Raw genomic sequence first — 26,715 nt, forward strand, 5'->3', positions numbered from 1 at the left:
GTCGCGGCATTTACACTCTGCTTCCCGCAGTACGCGCCCATTCATCAAATGATCCCAGCAATCCATCAACTATCTCTCTCAGGCTTTATAAAAGAGGCTCTAGGTGCGATCACCACACCTGTTTGTATCTTCGATCGTGGCGGCGTTATGGCATCATATTTTTCAAACTGCTTTAGCACGTGCTTTGCGGCCTGAATGTTTCCCTTAAGCGCTTTCGCAACCTGCATCCGCAGTGCCGCTTCGCGCGTATCCATTTTTTTGCTGCCGCCTAACGACTTAACTCTAACATGCTGATCCAGGACCTGATCCAGATCCAGTTCAACAGTCCCCTTTTTCCGAGGCCTTCCTTTTGGATTTCCAGATTGACCTTTTTGGAATTGCGTTTCACGGGGCGGACGACCGTAGCCAACGTTGTAGCCTTTATCAGACATTGGCCACCTCCTGCTCTGCCGCCGCACTGGCGCCATCATTTTCACGTTCGCTCGCCACCTCCTTAAACACCGGCCCATTGTCACCAAGACGCGGGATCAGGCCGAATGTATCCGTCAGGCGGCGCAGGATCACGTCACAGTAGGCTGGATCAATCTCGATCCCAAATCCACGCCGACTCGATTGCTCAGCCGCGATAAGCGTGGATCCCGACCCGCAAAATGGGTCCAACACCAACCCGCCACGAAGCGAGCAGTCCAGAATGGCATCCCTCACCAATGCCACCGGCTTGACGGTAGGGTGCATCTCAAGACCGCCCTGCCCTTCACCAAAGCTATTGGCCCCGGCATAGGTCCAGACATTTGTCCGGTTCCTGCCATTCTTGCCCAGCTCGACATTGTTGATGTGTTTGCCGGTCCCCGATTTGAATACAAACACCAACTCATGCTGTGACCGGTAGAGCGATCCCATCCCTCCATTTGTCTTAGACCAGACGCACAGATGTTTTAGCTCTGAATAAACCACCTCCCCTGCCCCGAGAATTTCACGCATATGACGCCAGTCCATGCACTGAAAGTGAATGGAACCGTCATCGCTATAAGAGGCAAGGTGTTGGAATACAGATGTCAAAAAGCTCTGAAAGTCTTCTGGCGACATTTCACCGGACGCCATGGCAAACTCTCGATGCTGTACCGACCCCAAGCCCGAAACGTGTCCCTGTATGGGGACATTGTAAGGGGGATCTGTAAAAACCATCTGTGCACGTTCCGACCCAAGCAAGGCAGCATAGGTCTCCGCGTCGGTGCTGTCTCCACAGATCAGGCGATGAGGGCCAATGTGCCAGATATCACCCCCGCGGGTTACCGGTGATTTCCCGACTGGGATCGGAACCTGATCCAATGGATCTTGCCCTTCTTCACCATCCAATTTCAGCGTCTGGATGCTCAGATCGATTTCAGGCAACTCGAAACCGGTGAGTGTAAGGTCAAACGGGATTTCCAACTCATCAAGGTACTGGAATTCCAGCGCCAGAAGACCAGCATCCCAGCCCGCATTTTCGGCAAGCTTGTTATCCGCGATGACATAAGCCCGAATGTCTTCTTCGCTCATGCCTGAAAGACAAATCGTTGGGACTTGCTCCAGACCCATCTGTTTGGCCGCCTCGACACGGCCATGCCCCGCGATGAGCCGATTATCCTCATCGACAAGAACGGGGTTGGTGAAGCCAAAGTGCTCGATCGAGCGCATCACCTGCCGAATCTGGCTTTTCGAATGCGTTCGGGGATTCCTGTCCCGCGGCTTCAGCGTCTTGGGGGATTGATAAACTATCTTCAGCGCAGTCAATGATCTGGCTCCTCACTTAAGCGGAGCCGAATTCAAAACGTCAGATACAATGCGGCCCCGGGTTTCACTTCGGGTCCACGTAAGCGCATTCTAACGTGATATATGTCTGGGCACTTGTTTCAGCCAGGCGCTGTCCCGGTTCAATCTCAGACAACGTCAAGATCATTCCGGCCATTTTATTGTTGAGATCAATGTAACTATCGCAGTGAAAGATTCAATATCCACCGATGCATCTAAGTCGAACTCCAGGCAAACCGATCAGGTTCAGAACGCCGACAAATCCATTTTTGAACCCAATACACTCTCATTGAGATAGCATTGTTATTGCTAGAATCGAGCTACAAATATCAGAGCCAATCAAAAGATCCAGAAGGGTCCAAAGCCGATCACAATTACCGCTGTGCGGACAAAGCGTGAATTCGCGTCGCGGACCCCAACTTCTGCAATTCGCGCATCGCGACCTTGATCTCTGCATCAAGGGCGAAAACAGTCATTCGCCGCAGCTGCACAGCGACAAGATCTGAAGTCGAAAAGCAGACTTTTATGGCAAGATCGCAGAGAGTCTACTGCTCTTCACAGAAATTACTCCAATCCATCTGTGGCCGTTCCCTCTGTTATTTGCCCCGGTTTCCGCGTCTTTCTTATACCTGCGCACGGCATTGCCTGGGCGTGATTCCATACTCACGTTTGAATGCGGTGCCGAAGGCTGAAGCGTCGGCAAAGCCGCAAGACAATGCGATTTCGCGCAATGACGCGCGCCCATGCTCAAGCATTTCCCTAGCACGCTGCAGGCGCAATTCTGAATAATAGGTTGAAGGGGTGCGACCAAGTTCCCTTAAAAACAGCCGCCGCATCTGCCAAACCGAAATTCCAGCCCGTTTCCCAATATCCGCGAGAGAGAGCGGTTGCTCCTGATTTGCAAGCATCAGCTCAATGCACCTTGCGATGCGCCGGTCGGAACGGAACAGCAATTGATCTCTGTGCAAAGGGCGCGAGAGGAACTTGGTTTCGGGACTGCCATAGCTGACGATATCGGCTAGGCTATCGGCTAGCTTGCCCCCCTGAGTTTGGCGGATGAGCGCAAAGAACAGATCAAACTCAGACACGATACCAGTGCAGCCGAGCCGGTGATTGGTCAGGATATGCAGATCTTTACTTAGGAGTTCAGGCGCAAACTCTTCGGCAAAGCTATCGCGGCTTTCAATATGCGGTGTCGCCTCCGCAGAACCCAAAAGACCCGCTTTGGCCAGAATGAAGGCGCCGTTCTCCATGCTGCCGATCATACCGCCCTGGCGGTCAATGCGATGCAGCCAGGTAAACAGAGAAGTTACGTAGCCAGCCTCAGGCGACCAGGACGCCAGTACGGCTGTAGCTGACGCTGTGTGAATCTGCCCAATTGCACAAGTCGGTGCGATCTCGATGCCAGCGCTTGATCGGCAGGGGACATCGCAGAGGGTGACGATATCCCACGAGAATACCTCTTCCATTGCCTCGCGGTTGGCAATGCGCATCAAGTCCAGTGCGACAGTCAGATTGCTGAGCGTGAAGCCCGGAATCAGAGCCAGGACGATATGAAGGCGATTGTGTTCTTGCGGGCTGGAATGAGGCATAGCGTTCCAATGTTGCACATTTTGCACCGTAGAATGCTCAAAATCAGCCATATGTAAAGCCTCACAGACGATACCATAACTAAACTACGGAGGCTGGCCGTGCGTGAAACACGTAAAAAACTGATACCAGAAGAATGCGATTTCCTGATCTGCAATGCTTCGGTGATTGATGGAACGGGCGGTCCGGCACGCCATGCAGATGTAGCGATCGCGGGAGATCAGATTGTTGGTGTGGGTGATCTGCAAGACCTTCGTGCCGAGACTGTCGTTGATGCGGCGGGCCTTTGTTTGGCCCCTGGTTTCATTGATGTGCATACGCATGACGATTGGGCGCTGCTGCGGACACCGGACATGCCCTTCAAGATCACTCAAGGCGTCACGACTGTGGTGGCCGGAAATTGCGGGATCAGTGCCGCGCCGTTCAGGATGCAGGAGGGGTTGCCGGACCCGTTCAACGTGGTTCCGGGCTTAAAGGAGTTCAGTTTTGAAACCGTCGGTGCCTACTGCCAGGCCATCACCGAGTCTCCGCCTGCGGTGAATGTCAGGCTGCTGGTCGGACATTCGGCGCTCCGCGCTACGGTGATGGGGCCAGATCTGAACCGTCCGGCGAATGCTGATGAAATCAACCAAATGGCCGATCTGTTGGACCTTGCTCTGGGCGAAGGAGCCGCCGGGCTCTCAAGCGGGTTGGACTATCCTGCCGCGTTGGAAGCTCCGCTGGACGAAATTGTGGCGTTGGCGGGTGTTCTGCGCCGCCATAAAGGCACAGTTTATGCCACCCATATCCGGGATGAAGGTGATACGGTAGTCGATGCCGTCAAAGAGGCCCTGACCACCGGGCAGCAGGCCGAGGTGCCTTTGGTTCTGTCGCACCACAAATGTTGCGGTCACCGCAATTTTGGCAAAAGCAAAATCACGCTTGCGATGATCGATGAGGCGCGCAGGGCTGGCGAGGTTGCCCTGGATGTCTATCCCTATGTCGCCTCTTCCTCCGCTTTGATGGAACGATTTATCGGAGCGGCGAAAGACGTGATTGTGATCTGGTCCGCCCCGCATCCAGATTGCGGCGGGCGGATGCTGGATGACATCGCAGCGGATTGGGGCGTAACGCGGGAAGAGGCCTGCACCCGCCTGAAACCCGCCGGGGCCGTCTATTTCGACATGGACGAAGACGATGTGCAGCGGATCATGCAGCACCCAGCAGCGATGATTGGCTCGGACGGGTTGCCGGGCACTGAAAAGCCGCATCCGCGCCTGTGGGGTACTTTCCCGCGCGTGCTTGGACACTATGCCCGGGATCTCAAACTGTTTTCTCTGGCACAGGCGGTCCACAAGATGACCGGCCTGTCTGCGGCCAAATTCGGCATGTCGGATCGCGGCGAAATTGCCGTGGGGAAAAAGGCTGACCTTGTGCTGTTTGATGCGGATGAAATCGCGGATCATGCGGATTTTGACACGCCTGAACGCCCCAGCAAAGGCATCCATACCGTTGTGGTCAATGGGCAGGTCGCCTTTACCAACGGACTGCAAACCAGCGGCCGCGCCGGGCGCTTCCTGGACAATCAACCAAACCTACGGGGGGATCAATGAGCAGAACCATCTGGCTAAATGGGCAATATATGCCCGAAGAAGACGCCAAGCTGCCGATTTTTGATCGTGGGCTTTTGTTTGCCGATGCTGTCTATGAAGGATTTGGCGTACTGGACGGGCAAATCATTGATTTCCCTTATCATATGCAACGCCTGAACCGGTCTTTAAACGAGCTGGAAATGCAACAGCCGATAGATGAGGACGCCCTGTTTGACGGGTTGATGGGGCTGATCGCGCGCAACGGTGTGCAGGAGGCTTTCCTTTACCTGCACATCACACGCGGCGCGCATGATCGCGATTACCTCTATCCTGACGGGCTGACGGCCAATGTCTTTGCCTTTACCCAGCCCCTGCATGGTGGGCTTGCGGCAGATGCGCCCCAGCCACTACGGCTGGCCAGCGCCCCTGACATCCGCTGGGCGCGGCGCGACATCAAGACCAGCAACCTTTTGGGGCAGGTTCTGGCCAAGGAAGTCGCCCGCAAGGCCGGAGCCGATGAGGCGCTGATGATTGCCCCCGATGGCACAGTGACCGAATGCGGGGCCATGTCGTTTTTTTATGTCAAGGATAGCCGCATCCATGCCCGCCCCCTCAGCCGAGAAGTTCTGCCGGGGATCACGCGCCAGACCATGCTGCGGGTCGCTGATGAACAGGGCCTGAAGGTGATCGAAGGCACATATACACTGGATGATGCCCTTGCAGCGGATGAAGCGTTCGCCACCGGAGCCTCCAGCTATGTTCAGCCGGTGCCCGAAATCGATGGCCAGCAGATCGGTGATGGCCAGATCGGTCCGGTCACTGCGCTGTTGCGCGAAGAATATCTCAAAGCTGTGCGCGCCTCATTCCGGTAGCGCCCCGCCAAATTCAGGAGACAAATATGAGCAATCAAATCACTTGTGGTGAAGCCACAATGAACCTTTTGGCGCGCTATGGCGTCACAACCGTGTTTGGCATTCCCGGCGTTCATACGCTGGATTTCTGCCGGGGCCTCGATAATGGCGGGGTGCGCCATGTGCAGACGCGCAACGAACAGGGCGCAGGTTTCATGGCCGAAGGCTGGGCGCGTGCCACCGGCGAGGTTGGCGTGGCGCTGGTGATCTCTGGCCCCGGTGTGACCAATGCGACCACGGCTTTGGGGCAGTGTTACGCTGACAGCCTACCGATGTTGCTGATCTCGGCAGAGGCGGCATCGAACACCATCGGCAAAGGCTGGGGGGTGTTGCATGAGGTGACCGAGCAGAAAAAGGTGACCGAGCCGCTGACGGGCTATTCTGCAACTGCTTACCGCGCGGCGGATGTGCCCGAGATCATGGCCCGCGCCTTTGCTGTGCTCAAAGGCGGTCGGCCCCGGCCCGTACATATTTCGATCCCAATTGATGTGCAGGCCGAAATGGTTGACGGCGACTGGCGGGCACTGATGCCAGCCGACCTGCCGCCCGCAGCAGAGAGCCAGATCGCGCAGGCGGCGGCGCTGCTCAAATCCGCGAAGAACCCGCTGATTATGACCGGCGGCGGGGCCTCGGGCGCATGCGTTGAACTGACCGCCATTGCCGAAGCGACGGGTGCCATCGTCGTGGCCTCGACCGCAGGAAAGGGCATCGTGCCGGATAACCATCCACTGTCGCTCTCGGCTTCGACCGTGCGGCCCGAGGTGCAGGCGCTGCTGGGTGAGGCGGACGTCATTTTGGCCGTTGGCACAGAGCTGGCAGAAACCGACAGTTTCGTTGAGCGTATGGATTTGAATGGCAAGATCATCCGAGTGGATATCGACCCATCAAAAATCAACGATTTTTACCCTGCTGAAATTGGCATCGTTGCTGATGCGGCTTTGGCCATGACTGTGCTGGCTGCGGAACTGGCGGATCACAGATCAGAAAACCGCGCCGCTGCCGAAGCCCGCGTCACAGCGGTCCGTGCCGAAATTGCTGGCAACCTGACAGGATCCGAGCGCCAGCATGTGGCGCTTCTGGACGGGCTGCGCGCCGTTGCACCTGAAAACACCATCTGGTCCGGCGATAGCTGCCAGCTGGTCTATACCGGGGCCTTTGCCATGGATGTGACCGGCCCGCGCCAGTGGTTCTATCCGGCGGGCTATTGCGCCCTTGGCAATGCGCTGCCGAATGGGATCGGGGCAAAGATGGCCCGCCCGGACCGTCCGGTGGCTGTTTTGGCCGGTGATGGCGGCTTTATGTTCACCATGCCCGAGCTGGTGACAGCAGCCGAGGAAAAGCTCGCCCTGCCAATCATCATTTGGGAAAACGGCGGATTGAAGCAGATCCAGGACGATATGGATCGCGTCAGTTGTGACCGCGTTGGGGTGGAAGGCATCAACCCCGATTTTGTCATGCTGGCCAAGGCCTGCCATTGCCACGGCTTGGAGGTAAGCACAGTGGAAGAGGCGCAAGGGGCGTTTGTCGCCGCGCTGTCCGCAGATCGCCCGACGGTGATCGTGTTCCACGAATCCCCCGAAGGGTAAGCTGCCATGACCGATCTGCTGCACTTCTATATTGGCGGTGAATGGGTGGCCCCTGCGGGGGACGCCCGAATGCCGATCCTCAACCCGGCGACTGAGGCACAGATCGGCACCGTGGCCTTGGGTGACGCACGCGATGTGGATCGCGCCGTCGCTGCCGCTACAGCGGCGTTCAAAACCTTCGCCTTCACTCAGCGCGAAGAACGGCTGGCGCTGCTGCACCGGCTGCGCGCGGCAACCGAGGCACGGCTGGAAGATCTGGCCCAGGCTATGTCTGCTGAGATGGGCGCGCCGATCACCATGGCGCGCGAGGCGCAGGCCGATGCTGCCATCGGCCATTTGCAAGGGTTCATTGATGCCTTTGATCTATTGCCCGATCGTGAGACCTTGCCAAATGGTGATGTGCTGCTGCGCGAACCGATCGGCATCTGCGGGCTGATCACGCCCTGGAACTGGCCGATCAACCAGATCGCGCTGAAGGTCATTCCGGCGCTGGCAACGGGCTGCTGCTGCATCCTGAAACCGTCCGAACATACGCCGCTGTCTGCGGCTATCTATGCCGAAATCATCGACGCGGCGGGTTATCCGCCCGGCGTGTTCAATCTGGTGTTTGGTGACGGGATGCAGGTGGGATCAGCAATGTCGCGCCACCCAGATATCCATATGATGTCCTTCACTGGTTCAACCCGCGCCGGTGTGGCCATTACCAAAGACGCCGCCGATACCGTGAAGCGGGTGACGCTAGAACTGGGCGGCAAATCCCCAAATCTGGTCTTTGCGGATGCTGATCTGGAAACGGCTGTTACCAGGGCCGTGCATGAATGCATGTACAACACCGGCCAAAGCTGCGACGCACCAACCCGCCTGCTGGTCGAGCGCAGTTGCTATGAACAGGTGCTGGGGATCGCAAAGGCGACGGTGGAAACCCTCACCGTCGGGGATCCATCAACTGAAGGCGACCACTTGGGCCCAATGTTTGATCAGCTGCAATATGACCGTGTGCAAGCCCTGATCGCAGCAGGAACCAAAGAAGGCGCGCGTGTGCTGGCTGGAGGTTCTGGCAAGCCGGACGGGCAGAAAACCGGCTGGTTTACCAAGCCCACGATCTTTGCTGATGTGACGCCAGATATGACAGTCTATCGCGAGGAGATTTTTGGTCCCGTTCTGGTGATCACGCCCTTTGACACCGAGGAAGAGGCCATCGCACTGGCCAATGACACGCCCTATGGTCTGGCCGCTTATCTGCAAACCGGCGACTTGACCCGCGCCAAACGCGTCGCTGCCCGCCTGCGCGCGGGCGCGGTGCACATCAACGGTGGTGCGTACAACTATGGCTCTCCTTTTGGCGGATACAAACACTCCGGCAACGGACGCGAGGGCGGAGTCTGGGGATTGGAAGACTATCAGGAACTCAAGACTTTGCATTTTGGCTGAAACGCCAGCATGTGGTCTCACGAAAAAAGACTGCCCAAACTGAGCGGCCCCTATGCCGCCCAGCTTCTAGGACCTTCCGCCTACTGCTAAAGACGTTGTATTAGATAATGTGGAGGCGGACCGGACACTCGCAATACAAAGTTAAAGGTCCGACCTGTCCGTGATCTGTGAATTCTCCGTGCCCACATCGTTGCAAGCCGCCTGAATGGCCGGTTCGATGGAGCTGCATCGCGGCGGGCGGGGAGGTAACGAGTGGCTGCAATGGGCCCTACTAACCATAACCAATGGCGGCAATACGTGGTTCGCGCCCGTACATGCGTCATGCAGCATCAGTCAAGATGGGCTCGCAACAGCCGTTGGCTACACTTCGCATGAATGTCGGCTTCCGACATTCAGATCAGATTAGTTTGGCCCGCTCCCCCTATCCTCTTCCCGTTAGTCGGAAGAAATTCCCTGATCATCATAGAAAAATTCCCTGTTAACCGATCTCGGGAAGTTCCACACAAGCGACTGATTTAATAAGTAACTTCGAGCCCCAAACCACCGCAAATGGCCCAAATCTATAAGTTATCCCTGTATTTTCCCTGTTAACAGGGAATTCTGCGTGAGACTGGATAGCCTGAGACTACGCGCACAGCCACAGATTCCATTTAAAACCAAAATGTTAACAAGCCACAGCCTCGGACGGTTTATCGATACCATAGTCACGCGCTAGGCAACACTAAAATTATCCCAGTTCGGCGCTGGATTCTTGCCGAACTTATTTTCGGTTTTTGCGCGACAATTTAAGTGCTTACATCATCTAGGTAATCAGATCTTACCTCGGCCGTTGGTTTCTCGGCACCCTTTCCGGTTTGCATTGAAAATAGAATGAAGGGGGTTTCAGACACAGGCGGGAAACCGTCATTCGTTGCAATCTAAATGAACGACCACTTGGGGATCGATTGGTGTCGGAAGCTGAGTGCCTCCGAGCATAAACCCACTTTTAGTCGGTTTCCTACAGCGAACAGAAGAACAGGGTTGTTACCAACACTGGATCAGTCCCCCAACGGCTGCGGGCCTGTTCGCCCATGGTAGGCGGTAAGAGAGGCTCGGATTCGCCGCAGGTTCTCTTTGGTCTCATCCGTCATCTCCTGTGCAACCGTCATCGCCAGGGTATCGACAATGGCCAGATGCGCATAACGGGATGCCGTTGGCTTGTAGATGTCACTATCTTCCGGCAGGTCGGTCAGCAGGGCGATCTTTGCGGCATCGGCCAGCCGTGTATTTGGTCGCGTGACACAGATCGTCGTCGCCCCGTAACCGTTGGCCACTTCGGCGGCGGCGACGATTGCGTCTGCCTCGCCGCTGGCGGACACAAGGAACAGAACATCGTCAGCCCCGAGCGCCGCGGCCCGCATTTGTAGCACATAGCTATCGTTGGTGAAAAAGGACGGGATGCCAAGCCTGAAAAAACGGTTGGACGCCTCTTGCGCGACGAACGAAGACCCGCCGCCAATACCCGAGAACAGGATTTGCCGCTTGTCCAGGCACGCGTCTCTGGCAGCTTCCAACCTGTCCGTATCGATTTGGCGGCGCATGATGTCGAGCGTTGCGAACATAGCGCCCAGGACCTGATCTATGGCCGCATCGGCATCCGAGCCTTCTGCCCCATGGGCGCCAAACAAGTATTGTGCGCTGACCGCAATGTTCTGAGCTAAGCGCAGCTTGAAATCGCGGAACCCCTCGCATCCGAGGCTTCGGCAGAACCGGACCACCGTAGGTTTGCTCACCGAGCAATTTTCGGCCAGATCCCCGATTGTCATCGCGCTGATATCGTTCAGATGCTCCTTGACATAATCAGCGACCTTCTGCTCCTGAACGGCCAACTTGATCTGTGAGCTGTGCAAGGCCGAGATCAAATCCACTGCGCCCGAACGCCCCTTATAAGGAAGCGTTTCGTCATGTCCCGGGTGCTTTAAATCGTCAGCCAAGTCTCAGAACCTTATCCAGCAAGCGTGAAATTTAGTTACACAGTTTTTGGAAAATGGGCAAGAAACCCAGCAGAATCCATCGATTCTGAGCAAAATATGAAACCAAGTAACATAAAATCGTTGATTTCTTACTTACCATCACGCAATATGAAACTCAGTTACAGATTCGCGATCTTGGGAGGGGTACGAGTGTCGAACCAGTTTGCCACCGCAAGTGCACGGATAAATTCGGTGGTCGAGGGGATCGTCGCGGCGTTGATGCTGGCCTTGGTTCTGGATGTTTGGCTAGGTGTCGTGGATCGCTACTATTTTCACTGGCAACTGCCCTGGCCCGAGGTTCTGGCGCGATACCTGATGATCTGGGCTGCTTTGCTGGCCGTGTCCTCGGGTATTGCACGACGTGACCACATCGGACTGACCGCCTTCGTCATGATGCTTCCTAAAAATGTGCGGCGGTTTTGTTTGATCGTTATGGACGTTCTGGCTCTGGCGTTGTTCGTCTATGTAGCGTGGTTTGGGATCAGCTTTACCCAAAGCGGTGCCCCCAGGCAGGCGATGATTTTTGGGGCGAGCCTTGCCCCGTTCTACGCAGCCATACCGGTGGCCGCGGCGCTTTCAGCGATACAGCTTATCCTTGTCCTGTTTCGCGATCTCGGCACGCAAATTGACGACCCTCCTTTTCTGACCGAGGTGGAGGATGCGTCATGATTGTCGCAATCGTCTTTGTGGCTCTCATCCTGTTTGGAATGCCCATCGGGTTTGCCATCGGTCTGGCCGGTGTCGTTGGCCTGATCGATATGGGCGGAACCCAATTTCTGGCCATCGGCCCAAGCAAGGTCTTCAACGGGCTCAACATCTTTCCGTTTCTCGCCATGCCGTTTTTCATTCTGGCAGGAGAAATCATGAACGACATCGGGATCACCAGTCGTCTTGTGAAACTGGCACAGGTTCTGGTGGGCCGGTTTCGCGGCGGTTTGGCGCATACGAACATGTTGGCCTCAGTCTTCTTTGCGGGTCTGACGGGCTCTGCTACGGCGGATGCTGCGGCGTTTGGGCGGACACTCGTGCCCGCCATGGTGAATGAGGGTTACAAGCGCGACTATGCCTGTGCTGTCACGGCGGCGGGGTCAATCATCGGCCCCACCATTCCGCCATCGGGATTGATGGTCGTCTATGGGTCACTGATGGGCGTATCTATCGCAGGTCTGTTTGCCGCCGGTGTCCTCCCTGGTCTTGTGATCTGCCTTGTGTGCATGGCCGTCATCGCTATCGGTGGTAAGCGAGAAAACCTGCCGAAAGCCTTGCGCGGCGCAACTCCGCGCGAGGTGTGGGAAACGTTCGTGTCTTCCCTGACAGCGCTGGCGATGCCGGTGATCATTCTCGGCGGCATCCTTGGCGGCGTGGTCACGCCGACCGAGGCGGCCTCAATCGCGGTCGCTTATGCCATGTTTATCGGCATCTTCGTGTACCGGACGCTGACGTTCAAAGGCTTCTACCGGATGCTGGTGCGCACGGCGCGCATCACCGGCGTGATCTTCGTCATCATCGCCTTCGCTGGCATTCTGGGCTGGTGGATGAGCTTTGAGCGCATCCCGCAACTGATCGCCGAAACTGTTCTGGGTCTGTCCGACAACCGGTATGCCGTCATCGCCATCATAATCGGGCTGTTGCTGATCGTCGGTATGGTAATGGATATCACCGCGATCCTGATCATCCTCGCTCCGGTGCTGGTGCCATTGACACAGCAGGTCGGGCTCGAGCCGATCCATGCCGGGATCATCTTTGTGCTGGCCCTGAACATCTCACTGATGACGCCTCCGGTGGGGGCTTGCCTGTTCGTGCTGTCTTCGGTCACCGGCGAAAGGCTGGAGCGGATATCCCTGAAACTCTTCCCATTTCTGATCGCGGAAATCGGCATCCTCTTTGTCTTCGCCTTCTGGGAAGACGCAGCCCTGTGGCTGCCCCGAATGTTGGGCTTTGCCCAGTAACTGCCCCATCAAAACCAAACCAACAGGAGAAGTATCATGAAGCACATCCTTACAAGCGTCGCGCTGACCGCGACCATGATGGCCAGCACGGCACTGGCCGAAGGTGGAGTCATCAAGTTCGGCCACGACAACAAGACTGATCCGTTTGAAAACCCGGCACACGCTTGTACGGCTGTGTTCTCGAACCTCGTGAATTCAGGCACCAATGGCAGTGTGTCGGTCGAGGTGTTCGGTTCGAACCAGTTGGGGTCAGCCGCCGAACACGTGCAGCAGGTACGCGATGGCATCATTCAGGCAACGCTGACGTCAACCGGCGCATTGGCCAGCTACTACCCGCGCATTGACGTGCTGAACCTGCCCTTTGCCTTCAATGGCAACGCCGCAACCTATGAGGTGTTCGACGGTGAATTCGGTGAAGCGCTGGCAGCAGATATCGAGGCCGAACTGGGCGATGTGGTCGTTCTGGGCTTCCCGGATACCGGTGGTTTCTTCGCCGTCACCAACTCACAACGCCCCATTGCCGACCTGAAGGATTTCGACGGCATTCGCATCCGCACCATGACCCTGCCGTCGCATCAGAAGATCGTACAGGCGCTGGGGGCTGAAGCCTACCCGCTGTCCTGGGGCGAGGTCTATTCCGGACTGCAAACCGGCGTGATCGACGGACAAATGAACCCGGTTCCGATCATCTCGTTCGCGAACTTCGCCGAGGTGCAGCAATATCTGACGCTGACCAATCACCTGTTTTCGCCGTACACTTTCATGATCAACCGCGCCTTCTTTGAAGGTCTGTCCGAGGCTGAACAGGCCACGATCCGCACTGCCGCCGAAAACTGTGTTACTGCCAGCCGCGGCCTGTCGCGCATCATCGAAGCATCAGATCGCGGATTGGCCGGACTGATGGACCAGATTCAGGTCACGGCCCTAAGCGCCGATCAGCGCGCCGCGATGGCTGCTGCGACCCAGCCTGCATTTGAGGCACATGTTCAAGAGAACCTCGACGCAAAGGCCAATGAGCTTCTGACAAGCTTCAAAACCGCTGTCGACGGGGCCAACAGCGCCTCGTATCTCGACTGATCCTCCCAGCCTGCCGGTGGAAACCGGCAGCGCTTCCTGTCGGAGGCCGTGGATCGGTCTCCGACATCACCAACGAATTGGAAAGAACATGCGGGTCTTCTGTGCGTCGCTTGCGACCGAAACAAACACGTTTTCCCCCCTGCGCACGGATTTCTCCGATTTTGAGCAGAGCTTTTACGCACCCCCGGGCAAACACCCTGAGACGCCAACCCTGTGTAGCGCCGTATTCCCAGCGTTGCGGAAACGGGTGCAATACGATGGGCTGGAGCTGATCGAAGGTACAGCCACGTGGGCCGAGCCCGGCGGCTTGCTGAACAAGGAAACATGGCAGCGGCTAAAGCAGGAAGTATTGGATCAAGTCAAAGCAGCCTTGCCCTTGGACGGGGTTGTTCTGGGACTACATGGCGCAATGATCGCCGAAGGATGTCTGGATTGCGAAGGTGTCCTGATCGAAGCCATTCGTGACATCGTTGGGTCCGAAACGGTCATCGGCGCCAGTTTCGACCCGCATAGCCACCTTAGCCGGAAACGGGTTGACAAGGCGGACGTCATCACCGTGTTCAAGGAATTCCCCCACACTGATTTTGTCGAGGCAGGCGAAGCCTGTGTTGACCTGACCCTGCGCACGATAAAGGGCGAAATCCAGCCCGTCATTTCGGTTTTCGATGTCCGGATGTTGGATGTTTTGCCGACCAGTCAGGAACCCATGCGCGGGTTTGTAGACCGGATCAAGCAAATGGAGGCCGAAGGGAAGGTGCTTTCTGCTTCGGTCATTCACGGCTTCATGGCCGGAGACTCGCCGGACCTTGGGGCCAAGATCATCGTTCTGACCGACAATGACCTGCCCAATGCGGATCGTACTGCCCGAAATCTGGGTGCAGAGCTGTTTTCCTTTCGGGGGCAGACCAAGCCTGATTACCTCGCGCCAGCACAGGCCCTGTCCAAAGCGGCACAGGCCCCGCGCGGTCCTGTCGTTGTGGCAGATGTCTGGGACAACCCCGGCGGCGGTGTGGCGGGAGACTCAACCCTGATTCTCGAAGAGGCCATCGCGCGGAACATGTCCTCGATCGCCTTCGGCACGATCTGGGATCCGATGGCCGTGCGCCTGTGCCACGCCGCTGGGGAAGGAGCAGAGTTTGATCTGCGCTTTGGCGGCAAGACGTCCGCCTTGGCTGGCAATCCAATCGACGCCAAGGTCACGGTGCTGCGCAACGAACGCAACGCCGTACAGAGCTTCGGGGCTTCTGTCGTTCCGTTGGGTGATTGTTCCGTAATCCGTTTGGGCGGGATTGAGGTCGTTTTGAACTCGAACCGCAGTCAGGCGTTCTCGCCCGACCTCTTCACCAATCTTGGCATAGAAATCACGCAAAAGAAGGTGCTGGTCGTTAAGTCGACGAACCATTTCCATGGCGCTTTTTCAGACGTCGCGTCCGAAATCATTTACGCTGCAGTCGAAGGCCCGTATCCGAACGACCCAACCAAAACGCCCTACAAAAACCTCACACGCGCGATCTGGCCAATTGTCAAAGACCCTCATACGGAGGCCGCAGAATGATCTTTCCCGAAATCGACACTCCGGCGGTTCTGATCGATCTGGATATTGCCGAGGCCAATATCGACAGATTTCAGGTCCACTGTTCCAAACACGGGCTGGCCGTGCGGCCCCATATCAAAACCCACAAACTACCGATGCTGGCCAAACGGCAATTGCAGGCCGGGGCCATTGGCATCACCTGCCAGAAGGTCAGCGAGGCCGAGGCGATGATTTCCGAGGGCGGCATTGACGATGTTCTGATCACCTACAACATTCTGGGCGACGCAAAACTGTCCCGCCTGCGCGCCTTGTCCGAAAGGACGCGCCTATCTGTTGTGGCGGACAACCATGAAACCATAAATGGCTTGTCACGTTTCTTTGCAGATGCATCCGAACCGCTGAGCGTCCTTGTCGAATGTGACACCGGTGCCGCGCGATGCGGCGTGACTTCACCCGAACAAGCCCGCGCACTGGCTCGCTATATCTCGGACAAGCCCGGTCTGTCGTTTTGCGGTCTCATGACATATCCGCCGGTTGGACAGGAAGACGCGGTTCAGAATTGGCTCCGCACCGCTAAAGCAGAAATCGAAAAGGCCGGATTGACGGTTGATGTGATCTCGAACGGCGGTTCTCCGGGCATGTGGCAGGCGCAGGATGTGCCAATTGCGACCGAATACCGGATTGGAACCTACGTCTACAATGACCGCTCTTTGCAGGCGCGAGGCATCTGCACATGGGACGATTGCGCCCTGAGCGTTCTGGTCACCGTGATCTCGGTGCCAGCCAATGATCGCGCCGTCATTGATGCAGGGTCCAAAGTGCTCACGTCTGATCTGTTGGGGCTGGAAGGGCACGGGCATGTTATGGGACGGCCGGACATTCTGGTTGACGGTTTGTCGGAAGAACACGGCGTATTGAGGGCAGAGAACATCAATCTGAAGATTGGTGACCGTCTTCGCATCATCCCAAACCATGCTTGCGTCGTCACCAATATGGTAGACCAGATCGAAACCATCCGAGGAAATCGCGCCTTGGGTGCCGTGCCAGTCGTCGCAAGGGGGAAGGTACTGTGATCGCCAAGGGGTATGGTGCAAATTTCAAACGTGGATGGTTTCATGGCTGATCTGATATGTCTGGGCGAGCCTCTTTTTGAGTTGAACGCCCGGACGGACGGCGCGTTCCAAAGCGGTTTTGGGGGCGATGTCTCTAATGTGGCTGTGGCAGCGGCGCGGCAAGGTACAAAAAGCGCGCTGATCTCATGCGTTGGTGCCGACCACTTTGGCGACCAACTAAGGGAACTATGGTCCCATGAGGGTGTGGATCACACCCATGTCGCAAACGTCCGGGACGGCGAGACGGGAATGTACTTCGTCTTTCATGACGACGAGGGGCACCGGTTCGTTTATCGCCGAAAGGGCTCGGCCGCGAGCCTGATGATGCCGCGTCACGTGCCGGTTGAGGCCATGGCAAACGCCAGGATGTTTTATACCTCCGGCATCAGCTTAGGCGTCAGTCCTGAACTGCGCACAACAACGCAGCATGCGATCCACACTGCGCGCAGCGCCAATGTCCCGGTTGCGATCGACCCCAATCTGCGCACCGCCTTGTGGCCTCTGGAACAAGCCCGCGAGGTCACGCATAGCGTCATGCAACATTGCCAGATCGCTTTGCCGGGTCTCGACGATGCACGCCAGTTGACAGGGCTTCAAAGTCCCTCGGACATCATCCGCTTCTACCACGATCTGGGTGCTGAAATTGTGGCCCTCACTCTGGGATCGGACGGCATTGCGCTGTCGCAAGGAGACGGCATTCACTCTCTGCCCGGGTTGCGCGTCGACGCCGTAGACGCCACCGGCGCAGGCGACTGTTTCAACGGAGTCTTTCTGTCCTGTTACCTGCGCACCAAGGATGCCATGAAATCGGCCGAACTTGCCAATCGTGCGGCGGCGTTATCGACCACTGGCTTCGGCGCTGTGGACTCCATCCCATTCCCAAAGGACCTAAGTAAGGAACCCGTTTAAATGTCTAAGAAAAAGATCCAACGCCTTGGCGATGACAGAACCGGGGCAGGTGGACAGCCCCTTCCCTTTGCGCCCGCCGTGCGCGCCGGAGATTTCGTATTCATTTCCGGCCAAGTCGCGATGAAAGAGAACGGAGAAATCGAGGCCGGCGGCATTGAAGCCCAAACCCGTAAGACCATGGAAAACCTAATTGCAGCACTGGCACTTGCCGACTGCACGCTGGACGATATCGTCAAAGTCGGCGTTTGGCTGGACGACCCACGCGACTTTTGGACGTTCAACCGAGTCTATGCGAGCTATTTCCCCAATGGTGGCCCCGCGCGTTCGACCGTCCGTTCCCAAATCATGGTCGATGCAAAAGTCGAGATCGATGCGGTCGTTTACAAACCGCTTGATTGATCGTTAAGCAGTTCTCAACTTTCAGTATGAACTGTCGCAGGTTTGCCAGTTCATACTGCCCAGAGGATTGGGCCGATTTTGGGAACCAAAGCAGGAATTCCCCATCGGGATAAATCCGCTCCAAATGGTAAAGCGAGACAACCACTTTCTGTGCAAGCTAGTATTTCGAATCGCGTGAAAGATGCGTTGTCTTTGAAATTCCGCTTTGGACCGATTGCCGAAAGGTTTGCGACACAACGCTAAATTTCATGTATCCTGGATGCTCTGCACAGGCTGATGTGTCATGCAGAGTTGTTTAGAGGAGCGATTTGCCTTGGGCACTGACAACAATGATCGCTGGTGGCTTCTGGGGGCGATGGGCGCAATCCTCGGTGTTATTTTGTTAGACGAAACGGCCGTCGGCGTGGCCCTTCCGACAATACGCAAAGAGCTGGGGCTTTCGGAAATCTCTGCCCACTGGGTGGTCAATATATACCTGTTAACATTGGCCTGCCTGGCTGGCGCTGCGGGCAGAATTGGCGACATCGTCGGAATTAGGGGGCTTCTGACCGCAGGGCTTTTTGTTTTTGGAGCGGCGTCAGTCGTCGCAGGCTTTGCACAAAATGGGCTGGCCTTGCTTATGGCGCGCGGTGTTCAAGGCGTTGGCGCCGCTGCGATCTTTCCGCTTTCCCTGACGCTTATAGCATTGTCATTTGACGGAGCAGAGCGCGGCAAGGCCCTGGGTATCTATGGCGCGATTGGAACCTGTTTTCTGGCGGCTGGCCCGTTGGTCGGTGGCGCGCTGACCACCGGATTGTCCTGGCGATGGATATTCTGGATCAACCCAATTGTTGTGATGTGTGTTGGCTTTGTCGTCTGGCGACTTTGGCGTGACCCACCAAGCCACATCGAAGAACGCTTTGATTTGGCTGGTTTGGTGCTTTTGGTCTTCGGGCTTTCCCTTTCGGTCTATGGAATTATGCAAGGGCCAGAAGTGGGTTGGCTACACTTCAACGTTTTCGCCGCCTTGATCGTTGGGGTTCTTGCGCTTGTGGTATTTGTGTTTGTTGAAACTCGGCACACCGATCCTCTGGTTGCGGTCGCTCTTTTTCGGGACCCAACGTTTACTGCCTCTAACCTGATTGTCGGAACGGCCCAATATTCGAAAATAGCAACCTTCGTATTTGGATCGATGTACCTGCAGACAGTTGAAGGCTGGGGGCCGCTCTGGGCTGGAATGGCCCTGCTTCCAGCCGTTATCCCCACAACCCTTGCCGCGCCGATCGCCGGCAAGTTGTCGGACGAACGCGGAACACGTTGGCCTGCCCTCGCGGGTTTGGTGTTTATCACCGTGGGCCTAAGCCTCGTTGCGACGGGTATGATGTTTAAAACAATGGCGATTATCTTCATTGGTTTCGTCTTTTTCGGCGCGGCCGTTTCGCTCATGTTTGTTCCATCTCAGCGCGCTGTAACGATGTCGGTCCCTTCTCATATGCAAGGTCAGGCGGGCGGGATCGTGCTCTCAAGTCAATTGATTGGGGGGACCCTCGGAATGGCTTTGTGCAGCACGATACTGGCGGTGACCGCGTCTCATGCGGCGGTATTTTGGGTGGCTGCCCTTATTTCCCTGTTGGTTCTCACTTACTCATACTTCGCAATCGATATTCAGGAAGCTGGAAAACAGACCGCTCCGGGTAACGACTGAAATAGGCTGCAAAGTGGAAAGCAAAGTTAATAAACCCGCGGGGCTTGTCCAAGACTGGCCTTGTATCCGCAGCATTGCCAATCTATGGACCAACCCCTTCAAACCAATCGAAAATAACGTTCGAGAAGTCAGGCTCCATTTCGAATTTCGCGACAAGCCGTTTGGACGCTGGCCACAGCTTGCGCATTGATGGCGCAATTGGTTCCGCCGCTTGCTGAATCCAGTCTGACGCACCAAATGTCGTACCTCCGGACTTTGCGTCCCAATATTTGATTTTTTGCCGTCGCGATAACTCATCATCCAAAACGCCGGGGCCAGATGTGCCGTCTACACCCCAGCGATAAATCTGCCTTACAGGCAAATGACCGCACACGTGCTAAAGTGGGTCCATCACAATTTTGGAGGTATCGCATGCCGACAGCTGAACTGAATGGTGCGAAAATCCACTTCGAAGATACTGGTGGCGATGGCGAACCGGTCGTGTTTTCCCATGGCCTTCTATTCAGCGGGGCCATGTTCGAAGCTCAGGTTAAACATCTAAAAGACCGCTTTCGCTGCATCACGTTCGATCATCGAGGTCAGGGACAAAGCGGTGTGACTGATGATGGCTTTGATATGGACACACTGACGGCGGACGCCGCAGAACTCATCAAAAGCCTTAACGCTGCGCCCTGTCATTTTGTCGGCCTAAGCATGGGGGGATTTGTGGGAATGAGGTTGGCAGCCCAAGAGCCGGAGCTGGTGAAATCCCTCACATTGCTTGAAACCAGCGCCGACCCGGAAGATCCGAAAAACGCCGTTAAATATCGTCTACTGAACCTTGTCGCGCGCTGGGTCGGGCTGTGGGCCGTCATAGGAAGGGTCATGCCAATAATGTTCGGACGCACATTTCTTAACGATCCGGGGCGAAGGGCAGAAAAGGACAGGTGGTCAAAGGCCATTACGGGCAATGACCGGATTGGGATTACGCGCGCGGTTAAAGGTGTAATCGAACGGGATGGCTGTGCAGATCTGCTTGGAAAGATCACGCTTCCCGTTGGTATCGGCGTCGGTGATGAAGACGTTGCAACGACTCCAGAGAAATCTGAACGTATGCACCGTGTGATCACGACTTCAGAGCTGGTTGTATTTCAAGGCGCCGGTCATTCTTCGTCGATCGAAACACCAGATCAGGTGATTGCCCTGGTCGAGCGCACAATTCAGCGCTCTGGGGGTTAGGTAGTCCGTCTTGCCGAACCCATCAAGGAAACGGCCGCGCAATGAACGAACCGCTATCGGTAGCGCGAACGTTGAATGATCTGCACTTTGGAAGTGCTGTTCCGACTTCCCGTCAGATCTTCATAGACAAAGCCAACCCGCGTTCAAAGTTTGAAGTGACGTTTCCAATTCAGAAAACCCCTATTGGGCATTTCAATTTGAGAATAGAGGTTTCAGATCCATTTCTTGCTCATGATAAAGTCGCTACACGCAGTCGTCAGGTCTTTGAACCGAGATCTTTCGCTGATGTACAAAAAAACCTGCCGCCTGTCGGGCAGATCAACAAACTCCCTAAAAGCAATGGTATCAGGAATAAAGCCTGCGAGGGTTTGGGGAAGAATTGTTACCCAGTTGCCTGTCCTCACCATAGTTATCAATGAGTGCGTGTTGTGAATAGTAACATCCGCATCTTTGATTGCCGCCACAAACCGTGGGGTCTGGATAAGGTCACATAAGGCATTTCGAACAAACTGGGCCGCAATCACGTCAGCTGCGGTCGGGGGCTCGGACCTTGTGATCAACGGATGGTCGGACGCGCAGACCAGTCCGAAACGATCTTCGAACAAAGGCATCGCCTTGACGCCCTTCAGCGAATGGAACCGCGAGGCGATTCCGATATCTGCCTTACCATCTGCAAGCGCGTCCAGCACCTGTTGCGTGTCCGTGTCCCGAAGTTCGACCTTGACCCGTGGAAACTGGCGGGTGAGTTGATCCAGCACCGCGGGGAAGATCAACGCAGCGACCGAAGGAACGGAAGCTATTCTTATCTGGCCATGGGTGGCATCGGCGGCGGCTTTGATGTCCAGCACCGTCTGGTCAAACTGGCGGATTTGTTTCTGGGCCATCTCCAGCACCTGTTCCCCCAGCGCGGTGAGGTGGCTCTTGCGCTCTCCGAGGAACAGTTTTTTTCCCAGGTGATTTTCGAATTGCTTCAGCATCATAGAGACGGCCGATTGCGTGCGGCCCAGACGATCAGCGGCCTCGGACAGATTGCCGGATTGAGCGACAGCACAAAAGCAGCGCAGCATTTCGATCTTAATAGCCATACTTCAATTTTCCTGAAGTTTTGTTGAGCTATTTGAATTTGACTGATGTCACTGAGGAAGTCCACTCTGCCCCGATATATTTGTTTAGGGGCGAACCGTGACCAACCTTAACCTGATCGCTGGTGAATGGCTTGCTGGCGAAAGTGAGATCGAAAACCGCAACCCATCGGATCTAAGTGACCTCATCGGCTATTTCGCACAAGCCAATGTGGATCAGCTTGAGGTCACATTGGATCAGGCACATGTGGCACAGGCCGAATGGGCGGCCTTTGGGCTCGAACGCAAACAGGCCGCGCTGATGGATATCGGAAACGAGCTGATGGCCCGCGCCGAAGAATTGGGCACCCTGCTCAGCCGCGAAGAGGGCAAGCCGCTTGCGGAAGGAAAGGGTGAGGTCTACCGCGCCGGGCAGTTCTTTACCTACTACGCTGCTGAATGTCTGCGCCAGACTGGCGAGAACGCGGATTCGGTACGCCCTGATATTGAAGTCGATGTTCGCCGTGAACCCGTTGGTGTTGTCGCTGTCATCAGTCCCTGGAATTTCCCAACCGCGACGGCCTCTTGGAAGATCGCTCCGGCGCTCTGCTATGGCAATGCTGTGGTTTGGAAACCAGCAAACATCACTCCGGCTTCGGCGGTCGCCCTTACTGAAATCATCAACCGTCAGGATATCCCCAAGGGCCTGTTCAGTCTTGTCATGGGGTCGGGTCGGTCTGTCGGCCAGCGGTTGGTGGAAAGTCCCAAGGTCAACGCGATTTCTTTCACCGGTTCAGTTCCGGTGGGCAAGGGCATTGCCGCAGCTGCCATTCAGAACCTGACCAAGGTGCAGATGGAGATGGGATCAAAGAACGCCCTGGCCGTGATGGATGACGCTGATCTCGATCTTGCGGTCTCATTGGCTCTGGGCGGAGCGTTTGGCGGAACCGGTCAGAAATGCACAGCGTCGTCCAGACTGGTGGTACATGCCGCAGTGCATGATGCCTTTGTCGAAAAACTGGTCGCTGGTGCCAATGCGATGAAAGTAGGCCACGCCTTACAGGACGGAACGCAGATGGGGCCGGTTGTCAGCGAACAGCAATTGGCTGAGAACCTCGCTTATGTTGATCTTGGCAGATCCGAAGGGGCCGAACTTGCCTGTGGCGGTCAACGTTTAGAGATGCCTCATGACGGCTACTACATGAACCCCGGCGTGTTTCTGAACACGACGAACGATATGCGCATCAACCGGGAAGAGATGTTTGCGCCTCTGACCTCGGTCATCAAAGTGGACAGCTATGACGAGGCCTTGGCCACCGTCAACGACACCAATTTCGGTCTGACCTCGGGCATCGTCACGCAAAACCTCGCACGCTCCATGCATTTCCGCCGCAACGCACGCACCGGCGTTGTTACCGTGAACCTACCCACTGCCGGAACCGACTATCATGTGCCCTTTGGCGGACGCGGCGACAGCTCATACGGTCCGCGTGAACAGGGTAAGGCTGCGGCGGAATTCTACACAACGGTCAAAACCGCTTACATCAGCGCTGGAAAGCCAGTCTGATGAGGATCGACGGGCTGCAATACGCCAATTGGTCCGAAAAGATCTTTCGGCAATTGCGCGAAGGGGGCGTGGACGCGATTCATGTTACCGTCGCTTATCATGAGAATTTCCGCGAAACGGTTCTGAACTTTGAAAAATGGAACAGGTGGTTCGAGCAATACCCGGATCTGATTATGAAGGGCCAATGGGCCAGCGATATTGATAAGGCGCGGGAAACCGGGCGCACAGCAGTATTCTTCGGGTTTCAAAACCCATCGCCCATCGAAGATGACATCGGTCTGGTCGAAATCGTGCATACGCTGGGCGCGCGGTTTATGCAGCTGACCTACAATAACCAATCGTTACTGGCGACGGGTTGCTACGAGGCCGAAGATATCGGGATCACCCGCATGGGGCGTCAGGTAATCAAGGAAATGAACCGTGTCGGGCTTGTGGTGGACATGAGCCATTCTGCCGATCGGTCGACCATCGAGGCGGCTGAGCTGTCCGAGCGCCCCATTGCGATCACGCATGCAAACCCGTTTGATTGGGCACCTGCCTTGCGCAACAAGCGTGACGCGGTGATCCGGGCGGTGACGGAAAACGGTGGGATGCTGGGCTTTTCGGTCTATCCTCATCACCTGAAAGGCAAGTCGGACTGCACTTTGGAAAGTTTCTGCGAGATGATCGCCCGGACGGCCGAGACTTATGGTGCGGAACATCTGGGGATCGGAACGGACCTGTGCCAGGATCAACCTGACAGCGTGGTCGAATGGATGCGCGTCGGGCGTTGGTCGAAGGAGATCGACTACGGCGAAGGCTCGGCCAGCAATGCAGGATTCCCTCGTATGCCAGGTTGGTTCCGGGACAATCGGGACTTTGGCAATATCGAGAAAGGGCTGCGTGCGACCGGCCTGAGCGATGCGGAAGTGGCCGGTATCATGGGAGGAAACTGGTATAGGTTCTTTTCCCAGAACTTTGTGCCTCAAGGGTAGCTGAATGGAGACACAGGCGCAGACACCGATCGAAAGGCGAGACCCGGCCACCGTCATGCGGCTGTCGCGGCTGGGATCGTTGCATCAGTGTCGGCTGAGCTTCATGCGGCAGCTAACCCGCCGCTTGGCTCGCGAGAACTGGTCATTCTCGCGCCCTGTGTTCGACATTGACGTGAATGGTGTCGGCCGCGCGGTCTACATAGCCCAAGGGCCAGATCGCGCCTATTCCCTGGTGGCCTTCGCACATGACCTGCCACCGGGAAAACGCTCGGACCGTGTGATTGCCGAGGCGTGGGACGCTACCTTTGCCTTGTTCGATGGCATCCCGACCGAGGCCGATATCCAGCGCCTTTCCCAAAACGTTCCCCTGCAAGAGGCCGGACGGGTCACGGAAAGCGAGCTGTCCTTGTCTCGCGCCAACCGCTCGGTTCGACTTTGGGATCATGTTGTGGAGGCTCTGGCCAACGGGCAGCAACCGGATGTGGAGCAAATCTATCAGGTCGGATACCTGATGCGAACAACGGCCGTGTATGGCTCGGGCAAGTTCGGTGCAGCGGATCGGGAAAAAGTCGCCGACCGTCCCGAGACCCAGGCGCCATTTCAGGTCGAGATGCTGTCGGTCTTCCTGACCCGGACCTTTGTCCGGGACCTGGTGCAGCATATGGCGAACGTTAAAGGCGGTGATCAGGCTGCGAGACTGGACCCGGAGATCGCACGCTGGTTGGGCATCGGCAACTCTACCGGACTTGGCATGGCACCGTTTATCGTCAACCATCCGGTTCTGTTCAACAATTGGATCATGGTGCGGGAAGAAGCAATCGCGCGGGTCCGGTCGCTGGAGGTGGCCAGCGAGGCCGAAATCAATCTCTTCCGGGATGTTTTCGAACGCAGCAAGCTGTCGGTTTCATGGTGGCGGTCTGAGCATCCGATACAGGTCAAAAAGCTTGAAGCATTGAACGCCGACCTTCGGTTGGTTGCCGAACATCTACGCAAGGACAACCTGAAAGGACACCGTCCATGGGATCGGTTGGTGACCTGGTCGGAAGCCGCGCTTAGCGAAGAAGGGCAGGAGTTTTTGGCCTCGCTGATACTGGAGCCTTATGGCGATCTTGTAGATGGGTTGGCGTCTTGCATGGCGGATAGCCGTAGCCAGGCATTTGTGATTGATGGAACCAAATCCATCAGACAGACCCGCGATCTGATCCGCGAGACATACGCTTGGGCGCTGGATCTGGATTGGGAGGCTCGTGAGAACTGCGCCCGGGCCTGGTATGTGTCGGAGGAAAAGCTTGAACCCCGCCTAGGCGAACGATTTGACGAGCCCATCGCAGAGTATGAACAACCTCTGGCGCCAGCACGGGATGCAGCGGCTGCCTTTGCCGCGTTGCGGGACTGGGACGGCTTGACACCCGTAGCCGAATTTCTGCTGCACCACCCCGAACACCGTCACACGATCCGGCGGGTTCAAATGACCCCATCCGCGCCTTTTGGCGAAATCCGTGACAACACAATTGGGGCCGAAGTGCTGCCCATCGACATGTTGCGTGCAAAGCTGTCCTTCTTTGGCGCAACCCATTTTGATCCACGCTCGGATCGCTGGGTGCGCATCTGCATGTATTCCGGCGCGCCTTATCCAGACGAGTTAACCTCTGAAAACGCTGACTTCTGGATATACCCAATGGGTCCGGTATGAATTTTTCTCTGAACGAGATGGAGGCAATTGCCAAACGAGCCACTCGTGGCGCAGGTTATCCCTGGGGGCTGGCCGAGGAGGCGTCAAAAGCGACGCGCTGGCTATGTTTACAGGGTTTGGACGGTGCCGGGATTCTAGCACAGCTATTGGAACGTGGGTTGGCCGCAGCCCCTGCAATCCATAGTCCACAGCAGGGTGATAGCCCGTGGCGAGGTGAAGGTGATCTTTGCCCATTGTTGGCGGGGGCCTCGTTGTCTGACAACACTCATCTGCTTACGGCAGGCCGGATTGAGATGCAGACGGTCACCGCGCCCGCTCTGCTGCTGCCGTTTGCCTCAAATGCGGCACGCATGTTGAATTCTACACTGACGGTCAAAATCGACGGTGCGCGGGCGGTGACCGATGGGGATAACCTGATGGCCCCGGATAGTTTGCCAGCTACGGCAGAAAGCGTCTCCGTTTCACAGGGTGGTGCGTCCTCGGCCCCACGCAAACAGCACTCGCGCGCCTATCCGGCAATGCGGCATTGGGATACCCTAAACCGCTTTGCCCGCCGCACATATGCCCCCGAAACCGAGGAATCCCGTCTGCTGGGTGCTGGGGCCGGGCTTTCAGACAACGATTGAAGACACTAACACGATCAGGG

22 protein-coding genes are annotated in these 26,715 nt (G+C 56.4%); 17 read left to right on the forward strand and 5 right to left on the reverse strand.

Features of this window, described 5'->3' with window-relative positions; genetic code table 11:
• Positions 1-65 precede the first annotated feature (65 nt).
• The 3 genes from ACP0GE_RS07830 to ACP0GE_RS07840 all read right to left on the reverse strand — a co-directional run bounded on the left by ACP0GE_RS07830 (position 66) and on the right by ACP0GE_RS07840 (position 3,044).
• The gene (locus ACP0GE_RS07830) at positions 66-431 is read right to left on the reverse strand and encodes a DUF5681 domain-containing protein (RefSeq protein WP_424831373.1); all 366 of its coding nucleotides are present in this window, start codon (positions 429-431) and stop codon (positions 66-68) included.
• The gene (locus ACP0GE_RS07835) at positions 424-1,773 is read right to left on the reverse strand and encodes a site-specific DNA-methyltransferase (protein ID WP_424831374.1); all 1,350 of its coding nucleotides are present in this window, start codon (positions 1,771-1,773) and stop codon (positions 424-426) included. Before ACP0GE_RS07835 ends, ACP0GE_RS07830 begins: the two co-directional genes overlap by 8 nt.
• Positions 1,774-2,414: 641 nt before the next feature.
• Entirely contained in the window at positions 2,415-3,044 is a 630-nt protein-coding gene (locus ACP0GE_RS07840) for a GlxA family transcriptional regulator (RefSeq protein ID WP_424831418.1), read from the reverse strand.
• Between the two features lie 438 nt (positions 3,045-3,482).
• Between ACP0GE_RS07840 and ACP0GE_RS07845 the strand changes: the two genes are divergently transcribed.
• Genes ACP0GE_RS07845 through ACP0GE_RS07860 form a run of 4 tightly spaced genes read left to right on the forward strand, consistent with a single transcriptional unit; the run spans position 3,483 to position 8,880 of the window.
• Positions 3,483-4,973 (forward strand): N-acyl-D-amino-acid deacylase family protein, encoded by a 1,491-nt coding sequence (locus ACP0GE_RS07845; RefSeq protein ID WP_424831419.1) that lies wholly within the window; start codon positions 3,483-3,485, stop codon positions 4,971-4,973.
• Positions 4,970-5,824, forward strand: a complete 855-nt coding sequence (locus ACP0GE_RS07850) for a D-amino acid aminotransferase (protein ID WP_424831420.1) — start codon at positions 4,970-4,972, stop codon at positions 5,822-5,824. The genes ACP0GE_RS07845 and ACP0GE_RS07850 overlap by 4 nt, the downstream gene beginning before the upstream one ends.
• A gap of 26 nt (positions 5,825-5,850) precedes the next feature.
• Complete coding sequence (locus ACP0GE_RS07855; RefSeq protein WP_424831421.1) at positions 5,851-7,449, forward strand: 5-guanidino-2-oxopentanoate decarboxylase; 1,599 nt, start codon at positions 5,851-5,853, stop codon at positions 7,447-7,449.
• A gap of 6 nt (positions 7,450-7,455) precedes the next feature.
• Complete coding sequence (locus ACP0GE_RS07860; RefSeq protein ID WP_424831422.1) at positions 7,456-8,880, forward strand: aldehyde dehydrogenase family protein; 1,425 nt, start codon at positions 7,456-7,458, stop codon at positions 8,878-8,880.
• A 1,037-nt stretch (positions 8,881-9,917) separates the two neighbouring features.
• On the opposite strand, the gene ACP0GE_RS07865 is transcribed toward ACP0GE_RS07860, so the two are convergent.
• On the reverse strand, positions 9,918-10,853 hold the full coding sequence (locus ACP0GE_RS07865; RefSeq protein ID WP_424831423.1) for a MurR/RpiR family transcriptional regulator: 936 nt from the start codon (positions 10,851-10,853) through the stop codon (positions 9,918-9,920).
• 189 nt (positions 10,854-11,042) lie between these two features.
• Between ACP0GE_RS07865 and ACP0GE_RS07870 the strand changes: the two genes are divergently transcribed.
• The 9 genes from ACP0GE_RS07870 (at position 11,043) to ACP0GE_RS07910 (ending at position 20,774) form a co-directional block, all read left to right on the forward strand.
• Positions 11,043-11,561, forward strand: coding sequence for a TRAP transporter small permease (locus ACP0GE_RS07870; protein WP_424831424.1), 519 nt, complete (start codon positions 11,043-11,045; stop codon positions 11,559-11,561).
• Positions 11,558-12,841: a TRAP transporter large permease gene (locus tag ACP0GE_RS07875; protein ID WP_424831425.1), complete on the forward strand. Its 1,284-nt coding sequence runs from the start codon at positions 11,558-11,560 to the stop codon at positions 12,839-12,841. The genes ACP0GE_RS07870 and ACP0GE_RS07875 overlap by 4 nt, the downstream gene beginning before the upstream one ends.
• Positions 12,842-12,877: 36 nt before the next feature.
• The gene (locus tag ACP0GE_RS07880) at positions 12,878-13,918 is read left to right on the forward strand and encodes a DctP family TRAP transporter solute-binding subunit (RefSeq protein WP_424831426.1); all 1,041 of its coding nucleotides are present in this window, start codon (positions 12,878-12,880) and stop codon (positions 13,916-13,918) included.
• Between the two features lie 88 nt (positions 13,919-14,006).
• A complete protein-coding gene (locus ACP0GE_RS07885) occupies positions 14,007-15,473 on the forward strand; it encodes a M81 family metallopeptidase (RefSeq protein ID WP_424831427.1) in 1,467 nt (488 codons plus the stop codon).
• Complete coding sequence (locus ACP0GE_RS07890) at positions 15,470-16,525, forward strand: D-TA family PLP-dependent enzyme (RefSeq protein WP_424831428.1); 1,056 nt, start codon at positions 15,470-15,472, stop codon at positions 16,523-16,525. The genes ACP0GE_RS07885 and ACP0GE_RS07890 overlap by 4 nt, the downstream gene beginning before the upstream one ends.
• A gap of 42 nt (positions 16,526-16,567) precedes the next feature.
• Positions 16,568-17,473: a sugar kinase gene (locus ACP0GE_RS07895; protein WP_424831429.1), complete on the forward strand. Its 906-nt coding sequence runs from the start codon at positions 16,568-16,570 to the stop codon at positions 17,471-17,473.
• A complete protein-coding gene (locus tag ACP0GE_RS07900; protein WP_424831430.1) occupies positions 17,474-17,872 on the forward strand; it encodes a RidA family protein in 399 nt (132 codons plus the stop codon).
• A gap of 313 nt (positions 17,873-18,185) precedes the next feature.
• Entirely contained in the window at positions 18,186-19,556 is a 1,371-nt protein-coding gene (locus ACP0GE_RS07905; protein ID WP_424831431.1) for an MFS transporter, read from the forward strand.
• Positions 19,557-19,967: 411 nt separating this feature from the next.
• Complete coding sequence (locus ACP0GE_RS07910) at positions 19,968-20,774, forward strand: alpha/beta fold hydrolase (protein WP_424831432.1); 807 nt, start codon at positions 19,968-19,970, stop codon at positions 20,772-20,774.
• A gap of 212 nt (positions 20,775-20,986) precedes the next feature.
• Here the strand turns inward: ACP0GE_RS07910 and ACP0GE_RS07915 are convergent, their stop codons facing one another.
• Positions 20,987-21,859, reverse strand: coding sequence for a LysR family transcriptional regulator (locus ACP0GE_RS07915; protein ID WP_424831433.1), 873 nt, complete (start codon positions 21,857-21,859; stop codon positions 20,987-20,989).
• Positions 21,860-21,956: 97 nt separating this feature from the next.
• On the opposite strand from ACP0GE_RS07915, the gene ACP0GE_RS07920 reads away from it, so the two are divergent.
• From ACP0GE_RS07920 to ACP0GE_RS07935, 4 genes are read left to right on the forward strand one after another with little or no spacing between them, the layout of a single operon-like run.
• The gene (locus tag ACP0GE_RS07920) at positions 21,957-23,402 is read left to right on the forward strand and encodes an aldehyde dehydrogenase family protein (protein ID WP_424831434.1); all 1,446 of its coding nucleotides are present in this window, start codon (positions 21,957-21,959) and stop codon (positions 23,400-23,402) included.
• Positions 23,402-24,376 carry a membrane dipeptidase gene (locus ACP0GE_RS07925; protein ID WP_424831435.1) on the forward strand — a complete coding sequence of 325 codons (975 nt, stop codon included), beginning with the start codon at positions 23,402-23,404 and terminating at the stop codon, positions 24,374-24,376. The genes ACP0GE_RS07920 and ACP0GE_RS07925 overlap by 1 nt, the downstream gene beginning before the upstream one ends.
• A gap of 4 nt (positions 24,377-24,380) precedes the next feature.
• Positions 24,381-26,069 carry a hypothetical protein gene (locus tag ACP0GE_RS07930; protein ID WP_424831436.1) on the forward strand — a complete coding sequence of 563 codons (1,689 nt, stop codon included), beginning with the start codon at positions 24,381-24,383 and terminating at the stop codon, positions 26,067-26,069.
• Complete coding sequence (locus tag ACP0GE_RS07935) at positions 26,066-26,695, forward strand: DUF3726 domain-containing protein (protein WP_424831437.1); 630 nt, start codon at positions 26,066-26,068, stop codon at positions 26,693-26,695. The genes ACP0GE_RS07930 and ACP0GE_RS07935 overlap by 4 nt, the downstream gene beginning before the upstream one ends.
• Positions 26,696-26,715 lie beyond the last annotated feature (20 nt).

The organism is Ruegeria sp., from assembly GCF_965243365.1.
Classification (GTDB): domain Bacteria; phylum Pseudomonadota; class Alphaproteobacteria; order Rhodobacterales; family Rhodobacteraceae; genus Ruegeria.